At 53.9% G+C, this 23,038-nt stretch carries 18 protein-coding genes; 13 read left to right on the top strand and 5 right to left on the bottom strand.

Annotation, left to right across the window (positions count from 1 at the left end; genetic code table 11):
• Positions 1-3: 3 nt before the first annotated feature.
• The 9 genes from FCL47_RS02535 (at position 4) to FCL47_RS02500 (ending at position 14,808) form a co-directional block, all read left to right on the top strand.
• A complete protein-coding gene (locus FCL47_RS02535) occupies positions 4-3,906 on the top strand; it encodes an efflux RND transporter permease subunit (RefSeq protein ID WP_136811876.1) in 3,903 nt (1,300 codons plus the stop codon).
• A gap of 79 nt (positions 3,907-3,985) precedes the next feature.
• Positions 3,986-4,102 (top strand): DUF547 domain-containing protein, encoded by a 117-nt coding sequence (locus tag FCL47_RS25530; protein WP_205747184.1) that lies wholly within the window; start codon positions 3,986-3,988, stop codon positions 4,100-4,102.
• Positions 4,103-4,117: 15 nt separating this feature from the next.
• The gene (locus FCL47_RS24705) at positions 4,118-4,330 is read left to right on the top strand and encodes a hypothetical protein (protein ID WP_205747183.1); all 213 of its coding nucleotides are present in this window, start codon (positions 4,118-4,120) and stop codon (positions 4,328-4,330) included.
• 360 nt (positions 4,331-4,690) lie between these two features.
• A complete protein-coding gene (gene tal / locus FCL47_RS02525; protein WP_240744104.1) occupies positions 4,691-5,662 on the top strand; it encodes a transaldolase in 972 nt (323 codons plus the stop codon).
• Positions 5,663-5,703: 41 nt separating this feature from the next.
• The gene (gene gnd, locus FCL47_RS02520; protein ID WP_136811874.1) at positions 5,704-7,152 is read left to right on the top strand and encodes a decarboxylating NADP(+)-dependent phosphogluconate dehydrogenase; all 1,449 of its coding nucleotides are present in this window, start codon (positions 5,704-5,706) and stop codon (positions 7,150-7,152) included.
• 14 nt (positions 7,153-7,166) lie between these two features.
• The gene (locus FCL47_RS02515) at positions 7,167-7,892 is read left to right on the top strand and encodes a TVP38/TMEM64 family protein (protein WP_136811873.1); all 726 of its coding nucleotides are present in this window, start codon (positions 7,167-7,169) and stop codon (positions 7,890-7,892) included.
• A 97-nt stretch (positions 7,893-7,989) separates the two neighbouring features.
• Positions 7,990-9,981, top strand: coding sequence for an FAD-containing oxidoreductase (locus tag FCL47_RS02510; protein WP_136811872.1), 1,992 nt, complete (start codon positions 7,990-7,992; stop codon positions 9,979-9,981).
• 49 nt (positions 9,982-10,030) lie between these two features.
• Entirely contained in the window at positions 10,031-12,727 is a 2,697-nt protein-coding gene (locus tag FCL47_RS24990; protein ID WP_136812158.1) for a glucosidase, read from the top strand.
• Between the two features lie 74 nt (positions 12,728-12,801).
• Positions 12,802-14,808, top strand: coding sequence for an amylo-alpha-1,6-glucosidase (locus FCL47_RS02500; RefSeq protein ID WP_167496333.1), 2,007 nt, complete (start codon positions 12,802-12,804; stop codon positions 14,806-14,808).
• Here the strand turns inward: FCL47_RS02500 and FCL47_RS02495 are convergent.
• Both FCL47_RS02495 and FCL47_RS02490 read right to left on the bottom strand, forming a co-directional pair.
• A complete protein-coding gene (locus FCL47_RS02495) occupies positions 14,805-15,341 on the bottom strand; it encodes an HPP family protein (RefSeq protein WP_136811870.1) in 537 nt (178 codons plus the stop codon). The genes FCL47_RS02500 and FCL47_RS02495 overlap by 4 nt on opposite strands.
• Positions 15,338-15,958 carry a CBS domain-containing protein gene (locus tag FCL47_RS02490; protein WP_136811869.1) on the bottom strand — a complete coding sequence of 207 codons (621 nt, stop codon included), beginning with the start codon at positions 15,956-15,958 and terminating at the stop codon, positions 15,338-15,340. The genes FCL47_RS02495 and FCL47_RS02490 overlap by 4 nt, the downstream gene beginning before the upstream one ends.
• A 250-nt stretch (positions 15,959-16,208) precedes the next feature.
• On the opposite strand from FCL47_RS02490, the gene FCL47_RS02485 reads away from it, so the two are divergent.
• Positions 16,209-17,234, top strand: coding sequence for a hypothetical protein (locus FCL47_RS02485; RefSeq protein WP_136811868.1), 1,026 nt, complete (start codon positions 16,209-16,211; stop codon positions 17,232-17,234).
• Positions 17,235-17,413: 179 nt separating this feature from the next.
• Positions 17,414-18,349, top strand: coding sequence for a YceI family protein (locus FCL47_RS02480; protein WP_136811867.1), 936 nt, complete (start codon positions 17,414-17,416; stop codon positions 18,347-18,349).
• Positions 18,350-18,419: 70 nt separating this feature from the next.
• Here FCL47_RS02480 and gstA read toward each other — a convergent pair whose 3' ends face one another.
• Entirely contained in the window at positions 18,420-19,028 is a 609-nt protein-coding gene (gene gstA / locus FCL47_RS02475; RefSeq protein ID WP_136811866.1) for a glutathione transferase GstA, read from the bottom strand.
• 336 nt (positions 19,029-19,364) lie between these two features.
• Between gstA and gshA the strand changes: the two genes are divergently transcribed.
• Both gshA and FCL47_RS02465 read left to right on the top strand, forming a co-directional pair.
• Positions 19,365-20,930 (top strand): glutamate--cysteine ligase, encoded by a 1,566-nt coding sequence (gshA, locus tag FCL47_RS02470; protein WP_136811865.1) that lies wholly within the window; start codon positions 19,365-19,367, stop codon positions 20,928-20,930.
• 13 nt (positions 20,931-20,943) lie between these two features.
• Positions 20,944-21,987, top strand: a complete 1,044-nt coding sequence (locus FCL47_RS02465; protein WP_167496332.1) for a sulfite oxidase — start codon at positions 20,944-20,946, stop codon at positions 21,985-21,987.
• Between the two features lie 61 nt (positions 21,988-22,048).
• Here FCL47_RS02465 and rd read toward each other — a convergent pair whose 3' ends face one another.
• Positions 22,049-22,210: a rubredoxin gene (gene rd, locus FCL47_RS02460; RefSeq protein ID WP_136811863.1), complete on the bottom strand. Its 162-nt coding sequence runs from the start codon at positions 22,208-22,210 to the stop codon at positions 22,049-22,051.
• A 132-nt stretch (positions 22,211-22,342) separates the two neighbouring features.
• The gene (locus tag FCL47_RS02455) at positions 22,343-22,879 is read right to left on the bottom strand and encodes a DUF924 family protein (protein WP_136811862.1); all 537 of its coding nucleotides are present in this window, start codon (positions 22,877-22,879) and stop codon (positions 22,343-22,345) included.
• Positions 22,880-23,038: the final 159 nt, after the last annotated feature.

Below are 23,038 nucleotides of genomic sequence, written 5' to 3'. Positions count from 1 at the left end.
ACCATGACTGAAGATTTTAATCCCCAAACTCCCGTCACATCCTCCTGGCTCGGAACGGTCATCCGCTTCTGCATGCTGAACCGGATGATCGTTTTTCTGGCGGTCATTATCCTGATTGGCTGGGGACTGGTGGTCGCCCCGTTTGACTGGCATCTCGGCGGGATGTGGCGTGATCCGGTGCCGGTGGACGCCATCCCCGACGTCGGCGAAAACCAGCAGATCGTCTTTGCCGATTGGACAGGCCGCTCCCCCCAGGACATCGAGGATCAGATCACCTATCCGCTCTCGGCATCTTTGCTGGGCGTCCCGGGGGTAAAGACTATCCGCAGCTACTCGATGTTTGGTTTTTCTATGGTGTACGTCATCTTTGAGGACGGCGTCGATTTTTACTGGGCCCGTACGCGGGTACTGGAAAAGCTCAACAGTTTGCCGGCCGGCGAATTACCCGAAGGGGTCAAGCCCACCCTGGGACCGGATGCCACGGCCCTGGGTCAGGTCTTCTGGTACACCCTGGAAGGCATCGGCCCCGACGGCAAGCCTTCGGGGGGCTGGGATCTGCATGAGTTGCGCACCATTCAGGACTGGTATGTGCGCTATGGTCTGATGTCGGTGCCGGGGGTCAGCGAAGTGGGATCGGTCGGCGGGTTTGTGATGGAGTACCAGATTGATGTGGACCCGGACCTCCTGCGGTATCATGGCATCAATCTGGCTCAGGTGGTAGACGCCGTACGTCGGGCCAATGTCGATGTGGGGGCGCGTACTATTGAGGTCAACAAGGTCGAATACGTCATCCGGGGTCTGGGGTTTTTCAAATCCCTTGATAATATTCGCGATTCCCTCATAAAGCTGCAGGGTGAAACGCCCATCCTGGTGGGGGATGTGGCTCATGTGTCAATGGGGCCGGCGTCCCGGAGCGGGGTTCTCGATAAAAGCGGCGCAGAAGCGGTCGGCGGGGTGGTGGTGGTGCGCTACGGCGAGAACCCGCTGGCGGTGATCAACCGGGTGAAAAAGAAGATTGACCAAATTTCGCTGGGGCTGCCCAAACGAACCCTGGCGGACGGTACTCTTTCCCAGGTGAAAATCGTTCCGTTCTATGATCGCACCGAGCTGATCAAGGAGACCCTGGGCACTCTCAACTCGGCTCTGTCCAAGGAGATGCTCGTCACCATCATTGTCGTGCTCGTGATGATGGCGCACCTGGGGAGCTCGATTATCATTTCAGGGCTGCTGCCGCTGGCGGTACTGCTCTGCTTTATCGCCATGAAGATCTTTCACGTCGACGCCAACATCGTGGCCCTTTCGGGGATCGCCATCGCCATCGGCACCATCGTCGACATGGGCATCATCCTGACTGAAAACATCCTGCGCCGACTGGCCCAGGCCGCACCCGCCGAAGATCGGGCGGCCGTGATACTGCGGGCGGCAAGAGAGGTCGGCGGGGCCGTGTTGACGGCTGTGTCCACCACCATCGTCAGTTTCCTGCCGGTATTTACCATGGTGGCGGCTGAAGGAAAACTTTTCAGGCCGCTCGCTTTTACCAAAACCTTCACCTTGCTCGCCTCCCTGATCCTCGCCCTCTGTGTCATACCACCTCTGGCCCACGCCCTGTTCAACCGCAAACCCGGCCGGCAACGGTACGGCTGGATTTTCTACGAAGGGCTCATCTATCTGGGGGCGTTGCTGGCATTCACCCTGGCTTGGCAGGTTGGTCTCCTGGTCGCTGTGATAGGCGGCTGTAACCTGGTGATGCTGCGGCTTCCCACGGAGGCTGCCCGAAAGGTGCGACTGTTGACCAGCGGCCTGATCATTCTGGGCGTTGCCATGGTCCTGACCCGATCCTGGCAGCCATTGGGAGTGCAGAAAGGGCTCCTGGTAAATTTCGTGTTTGTCGGGCTGCTTATCGGCGGGATTCTCACCATCTTTTTGCTGTTTCAGCGTTTCTACCCAAGGATTTTGGAGTGGTGCCTGGAGCACAAAGCACTTTTCCTGGCCCTGCCGCTGTTGGCGATACTGCTGGGCGGTATGATCTGGCAGGGCTACGGCACTGTTTTCGGCTGGCTGCCCAGGCTGGTTACCAACTCGACACCATCGGCCTATCTGGCCCAAAAATTTCCTGGACTGGGCAAGGAATTCATGCCGCCGCTGGATGAAGGCGCTTATCTGTATATGCCGGTGACCATGCCCCATGCTTCCATCGGTGAGGTGCTCGACATCCTGCAGCGACAGGATCGCGCGATCGAGGCGATACCCGAGGTGGAGTCCGCCGTGGGGAAACTGGGCAGGGTGGAGAGTCCGCTGGACCCGGCCCCGACCTCCATGATCGAGACCCTCATAAATTATACGACCGAATTCAGGCAGGAGAGCGACGGCCAGCCCGCCCGGTTTCGCTTCAATCCTGATGAACTCGACTTTTTTCGTGATGAAAGGGGGCACCCTCTCCCTGCTCCGGACGGCAAACCCTATCATGTCCGGGGAAAGTTTGAAAGAGATGATGATAACAAGTTGATCCCCGACGACCGGGGCAGCCCTTTTCGTCTGTGGCGCCCAGCCTTGAATCCTGAGATCAACCCAGGACGCAACGCCTGGGCAGGCATCCGGCAGCCGGATGATATCTGGCAGGAAATCGTCAAACAGGCATCGATACCAGGGACAACGGTGGCTCCCAAACTCCAGCCCATCTCAGCGCGTATCGTGATGCTGCAAAGCGGTATTCGGGCGAACATGGGCGTAAAGGTCAACGGTCCTGATCTGCAGACCATCGAAGAGGTGACGGGGCGCATCGAAAAATTTCTCCGGGAAGTGCCCTCGGTCGATCCGCTGTCGGTAATTGCCGATCGGATCGTCGGCAAGCCGTATCTGGAGATCAATATCGACCGGCGTGCCATAGCCCAGTACGGCATTGATCTGCAGCAGGTCCAGGATGTCATCGAGATTGCGATCGGCGGCAAACAGATCACCACCACCGTCCAGGGAAGAGAACGCTACCCGGTACGCGTCAGATACATGCGCGAGCTGCGGGATCATCTCGACACTGTCGGCGAAGTGATGGTGTCTGCCCCGAATGGCGCCCAAATCCCGCTGGTGCAGCTGGCCGACCTGAAGTATGTGGCCGGTCCCCAGATGATAAAAAGCGAAAATACCTCTCTTGTCGGGTATGTGCTGTTTGACAAAAAAACAGATCGGGCCGAAACCAATGTGGTGGAGGAGGCACAGGGCTATCTGCTGGCAAAAATACAGGCCGGTGAGTTGCATCTGCCCGCCGGTGTCAGCTTCAGTTTTACCGGAAACTACGAAAATCAGGTACGGGCTGATAAAAAGCTGGGGTTGATCCTGCCACTGGCGCTCTTGATCATTTTCTTCATCCTCTATCTGCAATTTAAATCCATTGCAACCAGTGCCCTGGTTTTCTCCGGGGTCGCTGTTGCCTGGGCCGGCGGATTCATCATGATATGGCTGTATGGTCAACCCTGGTTTCTCGATTTCAGTGTATTTGGAACCTCGATGCGGGAGTTATTCCAGGTCCACCCGATCAATTTGAGCGTGGCGGTTTGGGTGGGATTTCTCGCCCTTTTCGGTATTGCCTCGGATGACGGGGTGGTTATGGCAACGTACCTGGATAGCGCTTTTGCTGAAAGGAAAACGCCGACAGCAGAGGAGATTCGCCGTATGACCATCGAGGCCTGCATGCGGCGGGTGCGGCCCTGTTTGATGACTACTGCCACCACCGTACTGGCCCTGGTCCCGGTCCTGACGTCCACCGGACGCGGGGCTGATATTATGTTGCCCATGGCCATCCCGACCTTAGGGGGCATGAGCCTGGCGGTGATGACCATGCTGGTGGTGCCGGTCTTGTATTGCGGTATACGGGAAATGAAACTGAAAAGAGCAACTGAAAAACCATTATGAAGGGTAAAAATGCACGCGCAGTATGTTCTTTGACCGAAGGACCGGAGGCCTCTGGCGGTAAAAACCTTTAACTCAGTTTATGAAAGGAGAATCACATGAAGAGACTAAAACCTCTTCCCTAAACCCGAAGGAGCAAAAAGCATACTGGGTCAACCTCTACAATGCTCTGACCATTAAAGCCAGTGTCGACCCTTAACCGGGAAAGAGTATCATGGACATCGACATCTCCCCCGGCTTGTTCAGCAATGGTCCATGGGACGCCAAACTGCTCACCATTGAAGGCGAAAAGTTGAGCCTGAATGACATCGAACATCGCACTCTGCGACCGATCTTCCAGAATAATCGGCTTCAGTTATGCATTAAATTGCGCCAGTCTGGACTCCCCAAACCTGCGGCCGCTAGCCGACACCGCCGCCAGCTCTGAAGAACTGCTCTCAGCCGAAGGGGAACTTTCCTGAGGAATTACGACAATGATCGCTAGGATGATTATAATTGTAATTTGTGATTACCACTAAACTTCAGCTTAGAAGGTCCAGAGGGATATGAGGAGCCCTTTTCACGGGACGCCATAAACCCATCCCTGGGGGCTTGACCGCAGCCATCCAGGCTGCGGAACACCCGTGCAAAGGGCACCTCATATCCCCATGGAGCTGAAGTTTAGTGGTAATCACATTGTAATTTGAATGAACTGCAGAGATCCGGGCTGCATGGCCGCCTGGGGCGAAGAAGTGGCAGGGAAATGTTTAAATTATAGAGCTTCGATCGTTTAACTGATGAGGAAATCATGAATAAACTTGAACAATTAAAAACTATGACCACCGTGGTTGCCGATACCGGCGACTTCGATTCAATCAGTGAATACAGGCCGACAGATGCGACAACCAACCCTTCGCTGATCTATGCTGCGGCCAGGTTGCCGCAGTATCGCCCTCTGGTCGAGGAGGCTATGGACTACGGGCGGTCGAAGGCGGGCACCTTGGAGGCTCGCAGGGCCCTCATTATGGATCGTCTGGCGGTCCTTTTCGGGCGCGAGATCCTCTCCATTGTTCCGGGCCGGGTGTCGACGGAGGTGGACGCGCGGTTATCCTTTGATACCGAGGGGAGCATCCGTAAGGCCAGCGAACTGATGGATATCTACCGGGAATTCGGCATTGACTCAGACCGTGTCCTTATCAAACTGGCTTCGACCTGGGAGGGGATTCGGGCGGCGGAGCGTTTGGAAAAGCAGGGTATTCACTGTAACCTGACCCTGATGTTCAGCTTTGCCCAGGCGATCGCCTGCGCCGAAGCGGGGGTTACCCTCATCTCGCCATTTGTTGGGCGTATTACTGACTGGTATATGGCGAAAAATGGGGTTGATGCCTATGCGGCACAGGATGACCCGGGGGTACAGTCGGTGCGGAAGATATATTACTACTACAAAAAACATGGTTACACGACCCAGATCATGGGAGCAAGCTTTCGCAATGTCAACCAGATACTGGAACTTGCCGGCTGCGACTTATTGACAATCTCCCCCAAATTACTCAACGAACTGGAAAGCACCTCTGGGGATGTCGAGCGTAAACTTGATCCAGCGCGAGCCAGAGCGATGGACATGGAAAAGATTTCTCTTTTGGAAAAAGACATGCGCTGGCAGCATAACGAAGACCCGATGGCCGTGGAGAAGCTCTCCGAGGGAATCAGGAATTTCACCAAGGATCTGCGCAGGCTTGAAGAGTATGTGCATGAAAGACTCACTCAAGGAGCAAAGTAAAATATTCCTGACAACACCTGAACAACACAGGGAGAAAAAAAATGGTACAGGCAGATATCGGATTAATCGGTCTTGCCGTGATGGGGCAAAACCTGGTGTTAAACATGAACGACCATGGCTTCAGGGTGGCAGTGTTTAACAGAACAACAGCGACGGTGGATACGTTTGTCGCGGGTCCCGGCAAGGGGACGAATATACTACCCACGCATTCCATTGCCGAATTAGTCGGCAGCTTGAAAAAACCGCGTCGGGTGATGATGATGGTCAAGGCCGGGTCGGTGGTTGACGCCTTTATCGAGAAGCTCGTGCCGCTTCTGGAGCATGGCGATATCATCATTGATGGCGGCAATTCCCTCTATACCGACACTAATCGACGGACACAAGACCTCGCCAAAAAGGGCATTCTGTTTGTCGGCACCGGCATTTCCGGCGGAGAGGAAGGCGCCCGTAAAGGACCGTCTATCATGCCGGGCGGCAATCCTGATGCATGGCCGTATGTAAGAGAAATATTTCAGGCCATCGCTGCCCGGGTCGATGGTGCTCCCTGCTGTGACTGGGTCGGCGAAGAAGGCGCAGGGCATTACGTCAAAATGGTGCATAACGGCATTGAATACGGCGACATGCAGCTTATCTGCGAGGCCTATGATTTCCTGCGCCGGGGGCTCGGTATGGATACGGCTGCGATCCAGTCCGTGTTCGGCCAATGGAATAAAGAGGTGCTTGATTCGTATCTCATGGAAATTTCGGCCGATATCCTTGGTCATAAGGATGTAGATGGCACTCCTTTGATAGACAATATTCTCGACGCTGCTGGCCAGAAAGGCACCGGCAAGTGGACAGGAATCAATGCCCTTGAGTCGGGTATCCCGCTGACCCTGATCGCTGAGGCGGTGTTCGCCCGCTGCCTGTCGGCGATGAAGAAGGAGCGGGTTGAGGCGTCCGAAGTGCTTGATGGCCCGAATGTCAGGTTTGATGGCGACGTCAACGAGTTCGTGGGCTATGTGCGCGATGCCCTGTATGCCTCGAAAATTATTTCCTACGCCCAGGGCTACATGCTCATGGGCAATGCGGCTCGAGAATACGGTTGGCAGCTGAACTACGGCGGTATCGCCCTCATGTGGCGCGGCGGCTGCATTATCCGGAGCGCTTTTCTCGGTAATATCAAGCAGGCCTTTGACCGGCATCCGGACTTGGAGAATCTCCTGCTTGACGATTTTTTCCGTACAGCCATTCACCAGGCTCAGTCCGGCTGGCGCCGGGTGGCGGCAAAGGCCATTGAAATAGGCATCCCCATGCCGGCGATTGGCGCGGGGCTCGCGTATTATGACGGCTATCGCAGTGCCCGGCTGCCCGCCAACCTGCTCCAGGCGCAGCGTGATTATTTTGGCGGTCACACCTATGAGCGCAATGATAAACCGCGCGGGGAGTTCTTTCATACCGACTGGACAGGTCATGGCGGCAAGGTGACATCGCATACGTATACTATCTGAAGGATAATTAATTCATGGCAGAAGGCACTAATAATAAAATAATACAAAAGATCTTCATTGCCTGCGCCATCATTTTTGGCATAGTCGCTTTCCGGTATTTTGACCTGGGACAGTATTTTACCCTCGATTACCTCAAGTCATCGCAGGAAGAATTTCAAGCGCTCTATCTGGAAAACCGTTTCCTGGTTATTGCCGTTTATATGGGGATTTATATTGCGGTTACTGCCTTGTCGCTGCCCGGCGCCGTGGTGCTTACCCTGGCGGGAGGAGCATTGTTCGGTCTTGTGGTGGGCACACTCGTGGTCTCGTTTGCCAGCACCATTGGTGCCACCCTGGCCTGCCTGGTTTCCCGTTTTCTTCTACGGGAGTGGGTGCAGAACAGGTTCGGGGACAAGCTGGCGACCATCAATAACGGCGTTGAAAAGGAGGGGGCATTTTATCTCTTTTCTCTGCGCCTGGTGCCGATCTTTCCTTTCTTTGTGATCAACCTGCTCATGGGGCTCACCAGGATGCGGATGTTTACCTATTTCTGGGTGTCGCAGGTTGGGATGTTTGCCGGAACCATTGTTTTTGTAAACGCCGGCAAAGAGCTGGCGAAAATCGACTCTCTGTCCGGCATCGTGTCACCAGGGGTCTTAACGTCGTTTGTAATTCTTGGCCTTTTCCCAATCACGGTAAAAAAACTGCTGTCTTTCTACAAAGCAAAACGCAATCCGCCTCCGGCAGGTGACGAAACCTGACCCTGCCTTGCTGCATCAGTGGTCTCAATCGTGCTAGCAGCCCTGCGGCGGAAATATATGCGCGAGTCGCCATCATAATACGAGGGAGAATGGAGCAATGAGTAAGAACAATTCTGATGATGACCAGGTGTCTTTGCAGGGTACGGACCTCGATGAGTTAAGGAGTTCCTTCCGGGCAATTGTCGACATACGCGACCGTCAATATGGTTTTCCACCAAAAAACTATGCGAGCTGTTTTGTCGGCAGTGAAGCGGTCGGTAAACTGATTGAACAGGGGTTGGCCGCAGATGAGGATGATGCCGTTCGTCTCGGCAATGTCATGCTGCATAACGGTATATTTCATCATGTCCAGCGGGCCCATGCCTTTAAAAATGAATATCTCTTTTACCGCTTTGCCTCCGACGAAGATCATGGCGGCGTGCCGGATGAAGTTGCGGATGGCAGCGCCGTCAAATGGTCCGACTTTCTTGGCTCCCTCACCTCGCTGAAAGACTCGGATCGGTCTCTGCAGCCGTCGTTGCCGGAACCTGATGCTGAACTGGGAAACATGGATCAGATTGATCTTGAGGCCATCGGCGTTTCTCCTCTTGATGCGCATAACGCCAAACTGCTTGATAATGTCCATCCCAAAAAATGGCTGGATCCGGAACCGAAATCCTCCTACAATCTCGTGGTGATAGGTGCGGGGGCCGGGGGGCTGGTTTCGGCTGCCGGGGCGGCGGGGGTTGGCGCCCGGGTGGCCCTGATTGAGTCGCACCTTCTTGGCGGCGACTGCCTCAATGTCGGCTGTGTGCCGTCGAAGGCCCTGCTGCGCTGTGCAAAGGCGGTCGCTGCGGTGCGTGATGCCGGCCAGTTCGGCGTAAGAATTGAAGGCGGGATTTCCGTTGATTTTGGCTATGTAATGGAGCGTATGCGCCGCCTGCGGGCGCAGATCTCGCCGGTGGATTCGGCCAGGAGGTATTCGGATCAACTCGGTGTTGACGTCTTTATGGGCAGGGGCGTTTTTACCGGAAAAAAAAGTATTGAGGTAAACGGCAAAACACTCAATTTTGCGAAAGCGGTGATTGCCACCGGCGGGACTGCTGCCATTCCGAAAATTCCAGGCCTGACCGATGTGCCCTTTCTCACGAATAATTCGGTGTTCAATCTGACGGAATTGCCGAAGCGCTTTGGTGTGATCGGCGCAGGACCCATAGGACTTGAGCTGGCCCAGGCTTTTCAACGGCTGGGCTCCCGGGTGACGGTCTTTTCCCGCAATGAGCATATCCTGGCCAAGGAAGATCCGGAGGCCGTGCAGATAGTAAAAGAGGCGATGGAAAAAGACGGAGTGTCTTTTGTCTTTAACGCAAGGTACAGATGCGTCGAGAAGGGGGGCGAAAATGGGCCTCTCCGCGTTGTTCTTGCGGAAGAAGGCACGGAAAAAGTCTTCGAATTTGACGCCCTGCTGGTAGCCACCGGCCGAAAGCCCAGCGTGACTGGACTGGGCTTAGAAAAAGCCGGAGTGGAATTTGATGTCCGCAAGGGGGTGGTGGTAAACGACAGGCTGCAGACCACCAATCCCGATATTTTTGCCGTGGGGGATGTGGCCAGCAGATATCAGTTCACCCATATGGCTGATTTCATGGCCCGTCTCGTCATTAAAAATGCACTGTTCTTTGGTCGCGACAAGGTCTCGGACCTGCTGATACCCTGGGCAACCTACACCGATCCGGAAGTCGCCCATGTCGGGCTTTACGAGAAGGATCTCCAGGAACGCAAGATCCCTTTTGTGACCTTTAAACGGGCGTTGAGCGATGTGGACAGAGGTATCGTCGATGGAGTCGCCTCCGGTTATGTCAAAATCCATGTAGCGAAAGGAAAGGATCAGATCCTGGGCGCAACCATCGTCGGCAGCCATGCCGGTGACATGATCAGTGAGATTACCGTGGCGATGCAGGGTGGAATGGGACTTGGCCGACTGGCCGGGGTGATTCATCCCTATCCGACAGCCGCTGAAGCTATTCGGCAGTGCGGTGACGCCTATAACCGTGAACGTCTTACACCGACCGTTAAAAGTATTTTCCATAATTTCATGGCCTTGCGACGGTAGTCTTTTTGAGAGCAAACAGCGCGCAGGCAGGGGGAGGCAGACGATGAAAATGACCGCAGAACACCAACGACTGCAAGATCATCTGGACCTCAAGGTCAATTGGAAAAAGTGGGGCCCGTACCTCAGTGAGCGTTCCTGGGGCACGGTCAGGGAGGATTACAGCCCCTATGGCAGCGCCTGGGAGTATTTCCCCCACGATCATGCCCGCAGCAAGGCCTACCGCTGGGGAGAAGACGGTATTGCCGGTATCTCCGACCGTAATCAATATATCTGCTTTGCCCTGTCGCTGTGGAATCATAACGACCCTATCCTCAAAGAGCGAATGTTCGGTCTTGCCGGCCCTGAAGGCAACCACGGCGAGGATGTCAAGGAGTACTACTATTATCTTGACGCCACGCCGACGCACAGCTATCTGAAAATGCTCTATAAATATCCGCAGGCAGCCTTTCCCTACGCTGATCTGGTGGCTGAGAACCGGCGTCGGGGATTCAACGATTTTGAGTATGAGTTGCTGGACACCGGTGTCTTTGAAAACCAGCGTTACTTCGATGTCTTTGTGGAATACGCCAAGGCAGATACCGACGACATCTTGATCCGGATAACAGCCCATAACCGCGGACCCGAAGCGGCTTTACTGGATCTGCTCCCGACGATCTGGTTTCGCAACACCTGGAGCTGGGGCTATGACGCCGGGCCGATGGACGATGTCCCGGGCCGCCCGGTGTTGAAGAAGATGAGCGATTCCGGGGGGGGCGCTGTCGTCCACCTCTTCCACCCGGCGGCCGGTGATTATTATCTCTTCGCCGACACATTGAGTGAAGATGGTCAACCCCGGCTGCTGTTCACCGACAACGAAACCAATACGGAGCGGCTCTTCGGCCGACCCAATGGCAGTGTCTATGTTAAAGATGGTTTGCATCGCCATGTGATTGGTGGCGAACCAAACGCGGTGAATCCGGCTGGTGAAGGTACGAAAGCCGCCGTCTGGTATAGCTGTCAGGTTCCCGCCCAGGGATCATGTTCCCTGCGGCTGCGGCTTGCCAATTCTACACTGGCGAGTCCCTTTGCCGATTTTGACTCCTGTTTTGACCGACGCCTGGCCGAGGCCGATGCCTTTTACGCAGCCATCCAGCGTGACGTCGGCCCCGAGCAGACAGCAATCCAGCGTCAAGCACTGGCCGGGATGATCTGGAGCAAGCAATTTTATTATTACAATGTGGAGCAGTGGCTGCATGGTGACCCGGAGCAGAAGGATCTGCCCGCGTCCCGAACAAGCGGGCGTAACCACGACTGGGAGCATTTGAATAATTTCGATATTGTTTCCATGCCCGACAAGTGGGAATATCCCTGGTATGCCGCCTGGGATCTGGCCTTTCACGCCATCCCGCTGGCCCTGGTGGATGCTGAATTTGCCAAACGCCAGCTTAATCTGATGGGTCGTGAATGGTACATGCATCCTAACGGGGCACTGCCTGCCTATGAGTGGCAGTTTGGCGACACGAATCCACCGGTACATGCCTGGGGGGCTTGGCGGGTGTACAAGATTGACGCGAAGCAGCAGGGTCGGGCGGATACCCATTTTCTCGAGGGTATATTGCACAAACTGTTGATGAATTTCACCTGGTGGGTGAATAAAAAAGATGACGATGGCCGCAATGTCTTCCAGGGCGGATTTCTCGGCCTGGATAACATCAGTATCTTCGATCGCAGTGCCCCGCTGCCAACCGGTGGCCATATCGATCAGTCCGACGGGACCGCCTGGATGGGTTTTTACAGCCTGATACTTCTGAAAATCTCCCTTGAACTGGCGACGACCGACCCAGTTTATCAGGATACCGCCAGTAAGTTTTTTGAACACTTCCTGCGCATCGCCCAGGCCATGGCCGGGGCTTACCGGGGTGGCATGAGCCTGTGGAATGAAGAAGACGGCTTCTTTTACGACACCCTGCATATGCCGGATGGCAGCATGACCCCCCTCAAGGTGCGATCCCTGGTGGGTTTAATGCCGATTCTGGCCGTAGAGACGCTTGAGCATGACCTGGTCGAGAGTCTGCCGGTCTTTAAACGGAGAATGAACTGGTTTTTTGAAAATCGGGTGTATCTCCGTGACCAGGGGCATTTAGCCTGTGTGAAATCGCCGGGAAAGAATGCGCGGCGGCTGTTGTCGATCATTAACCGAGAGCGGCTGGTGCGGGTGTTACAGCCCATGCTGGATGAAAAGGAATTTCTGTCTCCCTACGGCATCCGCTCAATTTCCAAATTACATCTCGACCAACCCTACACCCTCTCCGTTGACGGCCTGTCCCATACTATTGGCTACCAGCCGGCTGAATCGACCAGTGGGCTGTTCGGCGGCAATTCCAACTGGCGCGGGCCGGTTTGGTTTCCCATCAACTATCTGTTGATCGAATCCCTGCAGAAGTACCATCACTTCTATGGGGATTCCTTAAAAGTGGAATGTCCCACCGGTTCAGGGCAGATGATGGATCTCGGCGAGGTTGCAACCGAACTGTCCCGGCGCCTGATCAAATTGTTCCTGCGCGATGGCAGTGGCGATCGGCCGATGTACGGCGGAAATCGACAGTTCCAGGATGATCCGCACTGGCGGGAGTATGTCTTCTTTAACGAATACTTTCATGGTGACAACGGCGCCGGACTGGGCGCCGGCCATCAGACCGGCTGGACGGGACTGGTAGCTAAGCTGATTCAGCAGTCGGGTGGATGGAACGAGAAGACAAAGTCATGAAGACGGCGGCCTTGTACCGCGGATGAGCAACCGGTGGCTAACGAGTGGCAGTAATGCTAGAGGGAGGGGAATTCATGTCTATTCATCTGGATCGTACTGTAACGCAGAATTTTGACGAGGCGATCGGGCGCGAGTGGCTGGATACCAATGGTATCGGCGGCTGGGCCGGTGCCACCATCAGCAATGGTCACACCAGGCGCTACCATGGCCTGCTGGTTGCGGCTACGCATCCCCCGGTCGGGCGGATGGTGCTTCTGTCCAAACTGGAGGAGACCCTGGTGCGCGATGGTGCACGCCTCGAGCTTGGCACCAATGTTTACCCAGGCGCTGTTCACCCCCAGGGCTATCGATATCTGGCAGCTTACACCCAGGATTTTTCCCCGCTCTTCACCTATGAGGCGGGCGCCATTGTCCTGCAAAAGAGGGTGGTTGCAATCCATGGGGAGAACACCACGGTCATTCAATACAAGGTCATCGAAGCGCCGGCGGACTTTCAGCTGGAGCTGCGTCCATTCGTGGCCGGGCGCGAATATCACAGCCTGACGCAAGCCAACGCCGACATCAACCGGGAGTCGCAACTTTCAGGCGACGTCTGGTCATATCAGCCCTATGCGCAGGTGCCAGCCTTGTATATGCTTGTGCCGGGGGCACGCTTTGTGGCGCAGGCTGACTGGTACTACAATTTCGAGTATCTGCGTGAAAAAGAACGAGGCCTGGACTTTCACGAGGATCTCTTTACCCCGGGAATTTTCACCATATCGCTTCAAGCCGGAGCCCAATTGACTCTCATCGTCTCAACAGAAAATCCGAATGGTCGAAATGCGGACAACCTGTTGGCCGGTGAAAGAGCCCGGCGAAAAAATCTGCTCACGGCCCTGCCGATAGCCGATGATCTGACCCGGGCATTGAGCCTGGCCGCCGACCAGTTTGTGGTTCGACGCGGTGCTGACCTGAAGACCATCATCGCCGGGTATCATTGGTTTACCGATTGGGGCCGCGACACCATGATTGCTCTGCCCGGGTTGACCCTGGTCACCCGGCGCTATGATGATGCCAAAAAGATTCTTCGGGTCTTTGCTGAAAATATTGATCAAGGCATGCTGCCCAATCGTTTTCCCGAGGCTGGTGAACAGCCGGAGTACAACACGGTGGATGCAACCCTGTGGTTTTTTGTGGCGGCCTATAAGTACTTCCGTTACAGCCAGGACAAGGTTTTCCTGAAAGAAACGCTTCTGCCGGCAATGGCCGACATACTGGACTGGCACCAGCGCGGCACGCGCTACGGTATTCACATGGAAAGTGACGGTCTGCTGGCGGCAGGTAATCCCGATATTCAGCTTACCTGGATGGATGCCAAGATTGGTGACTGGGTGGTTACGCCGCGAAACGGCAAGGCCGTGGAAATTAACGCTCTCTGGTACAACGCTCTGGCTATCTATGCCCGGTTGCTGCAGACGGTCGGTCGCAATAAAAAGGCCCAAATATACCAGGCCCTGGCTGAAAAGGTTGTGCAGCGCTTTGCTCAGGTATTCTGGAATCCGCAAGGCGGATATCTTTTCGACGTGGTCGACGGTGAAAAGTCGGATGGTGCTATCCGACCGAACCAGATTCTCGCTCTCAGTCTGCCATTTCCTTTACTGGGTCGCAACCGAGCAAGGCAGGTGCTTAAAACTATAGAAGATCATCTGCTGACACCTGTTGGCTTACGAAGTCTTTCCCCGCAGGATCCGGATTATCATCCCACATATGAGGGCAGTCCTTTTTTGCGTGACTCAGCCTACCATCAGGGCACGGTGTGGGCCTGGCTGCTGGGCCCTTATCTTACCGCTCTGGTGCGGGTGCGGGGCAAGACCGGTCAGAAACAGGGATTGAAATTGCTGCAGGCTGTCAGAAATCATCTGGCCGAGGCCGGCATCGGCCAGATATCGGAGATCTTCGATGGTGATGCCCCCCACACGCCACGCGGTTGTATTGCCCAGGCCTGGAGTGTGGCCGAGATTGGCCGGGCGTATCTGGAAGACCTGCTGCATGAAGGTCCCAGCGAGACAATTACGCCATTAACAAAGTCACGACATTGCTAAAACCAAAATTCCGGGTACTTCCGGTTCTTCGGTATATTATTGATGATCAGGGCAATAATGAGCATGACAATTGCCCCCAGGGCGGTCGGCATCAGCACATAGAGGTAGCCGAGATTGTGGACGCTTTCACCGCCGATAACGGCGATCAGAGCGGTAGCACCGCCTGGGGGATGCAGGGTGCCGGTGAGGTGCATTATCGCAATCGAGGTAGAAACGGCAATGGCTGCGGCCAGCCAGGGTTGTCCACCCAGCAATTTGAAGGTTGTCACCCCGATAATAGCCGAAAGGACATGGCCTCCGAGCAGATTCCTCGGCTGAGCCAGAGGGCTGCGAATAGCGCCATAGATGAGAACTGCCGAGGCACCGAACGAGCCGATTATCAGCATCAGGCCGGTCTGGTCGAGTAGCTTATAGTGAATGAAAGAAACGGCTGCCAGACCGGTAAAGCTGCCGATCCAGGACCAGAGGACTTCTGTCAGGCCAACCCTGGGTGGACTTTGCCCACCGCCCTTCATTTTTTGCAGGTAGTTCATGGTTTCGGCCTCGCCAGCAGGTCATGAAAGGAGTGTGCGAGATCGGTACGGGTGACGATTCCGACCGGTCGTCCATCAGCATCAATAATCGGCAGGCGGTTGATCTGCCGCTTGGCAAAAAGCGTGGAAATGGCGCCGATGGTCATCGCCGAATCGGCGGTTATCGGCGGCCTGGTCATGATATCGCCAACTGTCCTGTGGCGTAATCTGCCGATCATGCAGCTTTTGCTGTTCAGGCAATGGGTGGCTATCTGCATAAAGGACGGGGTTTCGCCAAAGCCCATCTCTTTGAGGAAATCTTTTTCCGAGACAACGCCAACCACCCGTCCGTCCCGGTCGACAACCGGTCCACCGGAAATCTGTTTTTCGGCAAGCAGGTGGGCAGCGTCGACAAGGGCCATTTCCTGCTGCACACACGAAACCGGTGTGCTCATGATATTACCGGCGGTGAGGCTGTCGAGCAGCCTTGTAATCGCCAGAGAATAGGCGGTCTGGTATACTTCCTTGAAGTCGCCGGGGGTGATATCGATATAGCCTGCGATGCGTTTCATCGCCTCGACCACATCCTGCTCGGAAATATCCACAGGATTAAAAGCTTCCTCAGATGGTTCTTTCATGTATTTGTTCTCCTTTTATGATGCCTGAACGGTGCCCCATCCAGGGTTCTGCCAGGTATCCTCTTTCGTCTATAGCGGTAGAAATGGTATCGTGTTATCTCTCTAACACAATTTTTCATAACAGGTAATTGACTTACGTCATATAATTGCAGATTGTCTGAGTTTCGACTCTTTCATACCTGCCATGCGCGGCAGGCGGATGGTCACAATATACGCTGGCCAGAAAACAATCACCAGAGGAGAACTGCTCATGCCCATACCCGGAAATCTCTTGACCACGGCAATGGCCGTAATGCCGCAGACTGATGTGCAGCAGGCGCTTGATCTCGCCCTCTCACTGGATGTCCCCTTTTGGCCGCAACTGCCAAATTTCAGTTATTACGAAGATATGTACGTCCAGGCAGCCGAACATTTCCCAGGTATTGTGCTGGACGTGGAAAACAGGACGCTGCGCTTTTCCATGCCGAAATTCATTGATGAATTTGAAGAAACCATGAGCCGCTTTGAGGACCCGGCGTACTTTGATATAAGCGAAAAATATTCTGTGGTCTATCACGACTTTTTACATCGCGATCTTGCTGATCGGCCGGCTATTCGCGGTCAGCTCGAAGGTCCCATCAGTTTTGGGTTTAATGTTCTTGATCAGGATGATCGCCCGATCCTCTTTGACGATACCATCAGGCCCTTTTTGATGGAATTTATGGCCAAGAGAATTAATATTCAGCTCACCAGATTAAAGGAGCGTAATCCCAATGCCTTCATGTTCATAGACGAACCCGGACTGCAATTTATTTTTTCGGCGATGTCCGGTTACGGCGAGCAGAAAGCCAAAGCCGACCTGGATAATTTCTTCGCCATGATCGACGGCCCCCGGGGCATCCATCTTTGCGGCAATCCGGATTGGGATTTCCTCCTTAATCTGGATATGGATATTCTCTCGTTGGATATCTACACCAATGCGGAAATTTTTTCTGCCTGCACCGGGTCGATTAAGAAATTTCTCGACCGGGGCGGGGTGCTGGTCTGGGGAATTGTGCCGACCGGCTATGAGATGTTCGCCAAGGAAAGCCTCGGCTTTCTCATCCCGAAACTGGAAGGCATCTGGCAGTATCTCGGCAAAAAAGGTGTGGATATGGAACAGATAATCGCTCAGAGTTTGCTGTCGCCGGCGACATGCTGCCTGGTCAATCCAGACAAGGGGAAAACAGTAGAAAACGCCTTTTCGATGGTCAGTCACCTGTCCCGGATGCTCCGGGAGAAGTACAAAATTTGCTGACTCGTCTGCTGGTCGTTGGCGTAAATAATAATGGCCCCTGGCCTGATCAATGTCCTGTGGTTACAGTTCGCTATTGATGAAGCGATTTGCATGGAAAACATCCCTTTTATGCAGTGCCGCAAGAGCAATCCGGGCGGATGACAGGAAAACATATCAAATTCATTTAACTGAGAAAAGCCATGACTTCAAAATTTGACCAGAATCGAGTGAGCGTCGATGCTTTGCAAACCCTTTTAACCGAGAAACCAGACACGGTTGTCATAGATCTGTTGTCGCCCGAACATTTTGCCGGCCGTCACATCCCTGGCGCCGAGAATAGTTGCGTGTTTCAGGTCTCCTTCCTCGATGATCTTGCCGGTTTCGTGGCAGACAAAAAACGGCCGATAGTTGTTTATGGCTCGAGCAGGCGCAGCCGGGATGCCGTTGTTGCCCTTGAAAAGCTGGATCGGGCCGATTATCAAAACGTGTCGTATCTCGATGGAGGACTGGAAGCATGGTGCGAGGCCGGTTATGAACTGGCAGGTGAGGCAACCGATCGGCAGGAGGACCTCCAGACGACGGTGGTATTATCTGACGGGCAATACCGGCTGGACCCTGCGGCAAGCGGGGTGGAGTGGGTGGGACGCAATCCCAATTCCCGTCATTTCGGTACCGTGGATATAGCCGCCGGCGAGCTTTTCGTCAAAGAGAGTCTACTCTCCGGAGTGATTGAAATTGACATGACTACCATCCATAACAAAAATCTGCAGGGGGATGCCTTGCAGCCAGTGTTGGAAAGCCATCTTCGGTCTGACGATTTTTTCTTTACCCAACTGTTCCCCAAAGCGGTTCTTACCATCAAAAAAGCCCGGCGCATCGAACCCGGCTGGTTGACTGCCATCAATTACCATGTCAGTGGCGAACTGCAATTACGAGGGGTTGCAGCTGACCTTGCGTTTGACGCCACCGTTGTTCGCCTTGACGATGATTCGCTGGTCCTGGAGGCCCATTTTGATATTGACCGGACGAAATGGCAGGTGATTTATGGCTCTTCCCGGTTTTTTGAGCATTTAGGTATGCACAAGGTCTTTGATGTGATCAGTCTGCAGCTCCGCCTGGTTGCTTCTCGGCGATAGCCGCAGATATCGTAAAACCCGGGAAAATGTCCTTTGTGGAGCTTGCAGAACATTTTCCCGTGTACCGGGGTCAGGCGTCAAGGCCCTCGGCTTTGAGCGCTTCGAGCACGGCGGGCCTGGTTTTGACCCTCTGCTGGAATGCCAGGACTGGTTCGAGGTCGGAGAGATCGAGGGCAAAATTTTTGGCCCAATTGGTCACCGCGAAAAGATATGCATCCGCTACTGTGAAAGTGTCGCCCATTACATAGTCTTTCCCGCGCAACTGTTGCGCCACCCACTCGTATTTTTTACGTAGAGCCCGGAGGGTAATTGCTTTGGCCTCATCCGGCTGCTCTTTGTTGAACAACACCGAATACGACTTGTGCAGCTCCGATGAAATATAGTTCAGCCATTCGAGCACGCGGTATCGTTCCAGCTCACCGCTTGGCGGCAGCAGGTCTTTGCGCCCGGCCTGCTCGGCAATATACTGGCTGATCACCGGTCCTTCGGTAATCTTCCGGCCATCGTCAAGCTCCAGCAGCGGCACCTGGCCCCGCTTGCTGATTTGGTAATAATCCTGGCCATTGGCCAGTTGATGTTTGCCTAAATCGACGCGTTCCAGCTGGAAAGGCAGTCCGGTTTCCCGGAGAATGATATGCGGCGCCAGAGAGCAGGCACCTGTAGCGTAATAAAGCTTCATGAAGTATCTCCTGTAAAATATAGAGTGGGACTGTTTTAAAGCGAGGTTTTCTCAAGCGGCCGAACTGCTGGCATTCGCTATTACCGGATATGTGCGGTGTGCATATTGATTCTGGGCAGTCGGACGTTTACAAAAAATACTGATAAAACGTCGTGTTTATCCTGTCAAACGACTTATCTTTGGTAAAGCTTTAAAAATGATTGTTGCAGGGGATGGCATCTCTGTGCTTGACGCAGCCCCCCCGGCGATATATCCCTTACGGTTAAATCCGGTAAGCGGGAATTGCGTTCCCGTTGGACCGGCTGTCATCTGATTATAAATAATACGAGCGAAACATTGGAATCCAACCTGGAACAACAACTGGAGCGACTGGTGGAAACAGGCACCAGCCCGCTTTTAGAAGGTGCCTTGCGAGGTATTGAAAAAGAGGGCCTGCGAGTCGACTATTCGGGGCATTTGTCGCAAAAAGAACATCCTGCGGGACTTGGTTCGGCCCTGACCAATACAACTGTTACGACCGATTTTTCTGAAGCCCTTCTCGAATTTGTGACCCCGGCTTTTGTTAACGGCGCGGCCGCAGTACAGTTTCTGGAAAACCTGCATCATTTCAGCTATGGCCAACTGGATGAAGAACTCATCTGGGCGGGAAGCATGCCCTGTCATATACCGGATGCCGCGGCAATCCCCGTCGCCCGATACGGCTCGTCGAATGTCGGCCGGCTGAAACATCTCTACCGGGTCGGCCTTGAGCACCGGTACGGCAAAATGATGCAGACCATCGCCGGTATTCATTATAATTTTTCGCTGCCCGATGACTTCTGGCTCTCGTTTCAAGAGCAACAGGGCAAGAGCGATTCGCTGCAATCTTTTCGGTCGTCCAGTTATTTCAAAATGATTCGCAACTTTCGCCGCAACTCATGGCTGCTCCTCTATCTCTTCGGCGCTTCTCCGGCGGTGGATGCTTCCTTTTTGCATGGGAAATCCCATACCCTGCATTCCATGGGTGACAGGACATTGTATCTGCCATTTGCGACCTCGCTGCGGATGAGCGATCTTGGTTATTCAACCAAAGCGCAGTCCTCGCTGAATATCTGTTTTAATCACCTGGATACGTTTATCGCCTCAATTGATAAAGCGCTTCATACCCCCTATCCGCCCTACGAGAAAATAGGTGTCAAAGTCGACGGGCACTATCGGCAGCTGAACAGCAATATCCTGCAGATTGAGAATGAATACTACAGTGACATCCGGCCGAAAAGGGGCACCCGGTCAGGAGAAAAACCTCTTGCTGCCCTGCGGGCAAAGGGTGTCGAGTATATAGAAGTCCGGCTCCTGGACATTAATCCTTTCCTGCCGGTGGGTATTGACCGCCGGCAGACTCTGTTTCTCGACGCTTTTCTCATCAGCTGCCTGTTCATGAGCGATGCAGTTCTCTGTCCGGCTGAATGCCGGATGGTGACCGACAACATGCAAAAAGTACTGACCAGGGGACGCGAACCAGGATTGCAGCTGGTCACTCCCCGGGGGGAGGACACCCTTGCAGGGATTGGCAGGGCATTGATCGAGAAGATAAAAATGACCGGAGAGCTGCTTGATCGGGTGCATCGGACAAAGGATTACACCATGGCGATAGATGAGCAAATGCGTAAACTGGAAGTCCCGGATTTGACGCCATCTGCCCGGGTGCTGTCGGCCTTGCAGAAAACCGGCCTAGGATATACCGAGTGGATTTTACAACAAAGCCGGGCACACAAAGAATTCTTTCAGGGTTTGACTGCGGATGCTGCCGTATTGCAGGACCTGGTCGGGGCAGCCGAAGAGTCAGTTCGAAAACAACAGCTGCTTGAAGCGGGCGATACAGTCAATTTCGATCAGTTTCTCGCCGCATATCTGGCTTATTAATGGAGGGATACAGATGAGTGAATCCAAACGTGTTATGAGCGAAAAACCCCTTAATGCCGAGACCCCCAAACGCTATTTAACTTCGTGGATAACTGCCAATAAAGTTTTTTTTGACCGAAACCAGGGGGAGATACCGGATAAGGAAATTGACCTGTCTGAATGGCGACTTTCCATTGGGGGCAATGTGCAGACCCCGCTGATCTACGATTATGAAACTTTGCTGCGTATGCCAAAGGCGATTGTCGCCAATACCCTCGAATGTTCAGGCAACAGCCGCTCCCTGCTTGCACAGAAAGCCTCGGGTAACCCCTGGACAGTAGGCGGGGTGGGCAACGCGGTCTGGGGTGGGGTATGGTTGAAGGACCTGCTCGAAAAAACAGAAATTAAGGCAGATACCCATCATGTCGCCTTTGAAGGATTTGATAAACCATTAGGCAAGGCGCAGATCAAGTTCGTCCGCAGTATACCGATGGCAAAGGCATTGTCCACGACTTTGCTTGCCTACGAGATGAATGGTGAACCTCTGCCGCTCAGACACGGTTTTCCCCTGCGGGCGCTGGCGCTGGGGTGGACCGGGGCCAACTGCGTTAAATGGCTGAGTACGATAACCCTTATGCGCGAACCGTATCAGGGGTTTTTCATGGACAATGTGTACCGGATATTTGCTAAGGGCCAGGATCCAAAAACCGGTGTGCCGGTCACTGAAATCAGTTTGAAATCAATCATTACCCAGCCGGAAGGAGATGCGGTGTTTCCGGTCGGCGATATCACCATCCTGGGAGCCGCCTATGCAGGGGAATCGACTGTTGCGAAGGTCGATATTTCAACGGATAACGGTGCGACATGGCAGACAGCGACCTTCCTCGGGCCGGATGAACCCTTTGCGTGGCGGCAATGGCAGTATGTGTTTAGCGTTTCGCAGCCCGGTTCGTATACGGTTTTGTCCCGTGCCACAGATACCAACGGGAAAGAACAGCCAATGCAGGCCACGTGGAATACCCACGGCTATGGCAATAATGGGGTTACCGAGCATGGAATATCATTTCAAGTTCGATAACCCACTGCTGGCGGCTTGAAAAGTATTTTTCAGTTACCGGGGCGTCCCGGCCACGCCGCGGTTATGCTTCTTTCTCAAAATCGTCCTTGGACGCACCGCATATAGGGCATAACCAGTCACCTGGAACGTCCTCCCATGCGGTGCCGGGATTTACTCCGTTGTCGGGATCGCCTTTTTCCGGATCGTAAACGTAGCCACAAATTGTACATACCCACTTGTCCATTGATTTCTCCTTTTTGAGTGTTTGACAGAATGTCTTATTGCGTAGACATGAAAAATATTTTCAGCGCATTGTTGCGCAGAGTACGCCAATGTCTGCAGTGCTCCCCCGTGAAGCGTACCGCCGTAACCGGACCTAGAAGCCGGAGTTTGGTTGTTGCAGGAAAATGAGTTCTTCGTCAGTTGATTTTCTCCCCAGAACACTATTTCTATGCGGGTAGCGGCCAAATCTGTCGATTATCGCCTTATGCTTCATTTCCCATGCCAACCCGGACGAACTGCCGTTCTGGCGGTATAATTTTTCCGCTACCGCATGGATTTTCTTCGATTCGCTATGCATGTACGGCAGGTAGATAAAACCTCTTTCGACAGGCGTGAGGATCATGTCTATACCCAGGGCAACAGCCTCCTGGGCGAGTACCAGGGTCATCGGGTCATTGGCAAAGGCCAGGGGGGAGCCTCTGAACATATTTCTGGAAAACTGGTCCAGTACAATAATCTCCGCCAGTCTTCCCCGGGCGCTTTCCCGCCAGGTATAAAGTTCGCACCGGACTGCCCTGGCGTGGATGGCGGAAAATCTCTCGGCGATCAGGTGATCGAATTCGTCTACTTTCGTCCACCATTGCGCTGGATTGATCTCTTCAAACCAGAATTTCAGGACCTCTTGATACATGATATAAACCAGAGATGAGTATTGTATTGCCCGTAACGGAGTTTGCTCTGCTTTCTCAGAAAGACTCGTGACCGAATCCCGGGCTTCTCCCGTTTATCAGGACTTCATGATGTCATGAGTATAGTTTTAAATATTAATCGTGCAATGAAAATCTGGCTC

It is taken from the genome of Desulfopila sp. IMCC35006, from assembly GCF_005116645.1.
Classification (GTDB): domain Bacteria; phylum Desulfobacterota; class Desulfobulbia; order Desulfobulbales; family Desulfocapsaceae; genus Desulforhopalus_A.
The sequence above is the reverse complement of the archived record's forward strand: the minus strand, read 5'-3'. Positions and strand labels throughout refer to the sequence as shown.

Coding starts and splice junctions, on each gene's coding strand:
- FCL47_RS02535 (WP_136811876.1), top strand. CDS start 4: ATGACTGAAGATTTTAATCCCCAAACTCCCGTCACATCCTCCTGGCTC.
- FCL47_RS25530 (WP_205747184.1), top strand. CDS start 3,986: ATGAAAGGAGAATCACATGAAGAGACTAAAACCTCTTCCCTAAACCCG.
- FCL47_RS24705 (WP_205747183.1), top strand. CDS start 4,118: ATGGACATCGACATCTCCCCCGGCTTGTTCAGCAATGGTCCATGGGAC.
- tal (WP_240744104.1), top strand. CDS start 4,691: ATGAATAAACTTGAACAATTAAAAACTATGACCACCGTGGTTGCCGAT.
- gnd (WP_136811874.1), top strand. CDS start 5,704: ATGGTACAGGCAGATATCGGATTAATCGGTCTTGCCGTGATGGGGCAA.
- FCL47_RS02515 (WP_136811873.1), top strand. CDS start 7,167: ATGGCAGAAGGCACTAATAATAAAATAATACAAAAGATCTTCATTGCC.
- FCL47_RS02510 (WP_136811872.1), top strand. CDS start 7,990: ATGAGTAAGAACAATTCTGATGATGACCAGGTGTCTTTGCAGGGTACG.
- FCL47_RS24990 (WP_136812158.1), top strand. CDS start 10,031: ATGACCGCAGAACACCAACGACTGCAAGATCATCTGGACCTCAAGGTC.
- FCL47_RS02500 (WP_167496333.1), top strand. CDS start 12,802: ATGTCTATTCATCTGGATCGTACTGTAACGCAGAATTTTGACGAGGCG.
- FCL47_RS02495 (WP_136811870.1), bottom strand. CDS start 15,341: ATGAACTACCTGCAAAAAATGAAGGGCGGTGGGCAAAGTCCACCCAGG.
- FCL47_RS02490 (WP_136811869.1), bottom strand. CDS start 15,958: ATGAAAGAACCATCTGAGGAAGCTTTTAATCCTGTGGATATTTCCGAG.
- FCL47_RS02485 (WP_136811868.1), top strand. CDS start 16,209: ATGCCCATACCCGGAAATCTCTTGACCACGGCAATGGCCGTAATGCCG.
- FCL47_RS02480 (WP_136811867.1), top strand. CDS start 17,414: ATGACTTCAAAATTTGACCAGAATCGAGTGAGCGTCGATGCTTTGCAA.
- gstA (WP_136811866.1), bottom strand. CDS start 19,028: ATGAAGCTTTATTACGCTACAGGTGCCTGCTCTCTGGCGCCGCATATC.
- FCL47_RS02465 (WP_167496332.1), top strand. CDS start 20,944: ATGAGTGAATCCAAACGTGTTATGAGCGAAAAACCCCTTAATGCCGAG.
- rd (WP_136811863.1), bottom strand. CDS start 22,210: ATGGACAAGTGGGTATGTACAATTTGTGGCTACGTTTACGATCCGGAA.
- FCL47_RS02455 (WP_136811862.1), bottom strand. CDS start 22,879: ATGTATCAAGAGGTCCTGAAATTCTGGTTTGAAGAGATCAATCCAGCG.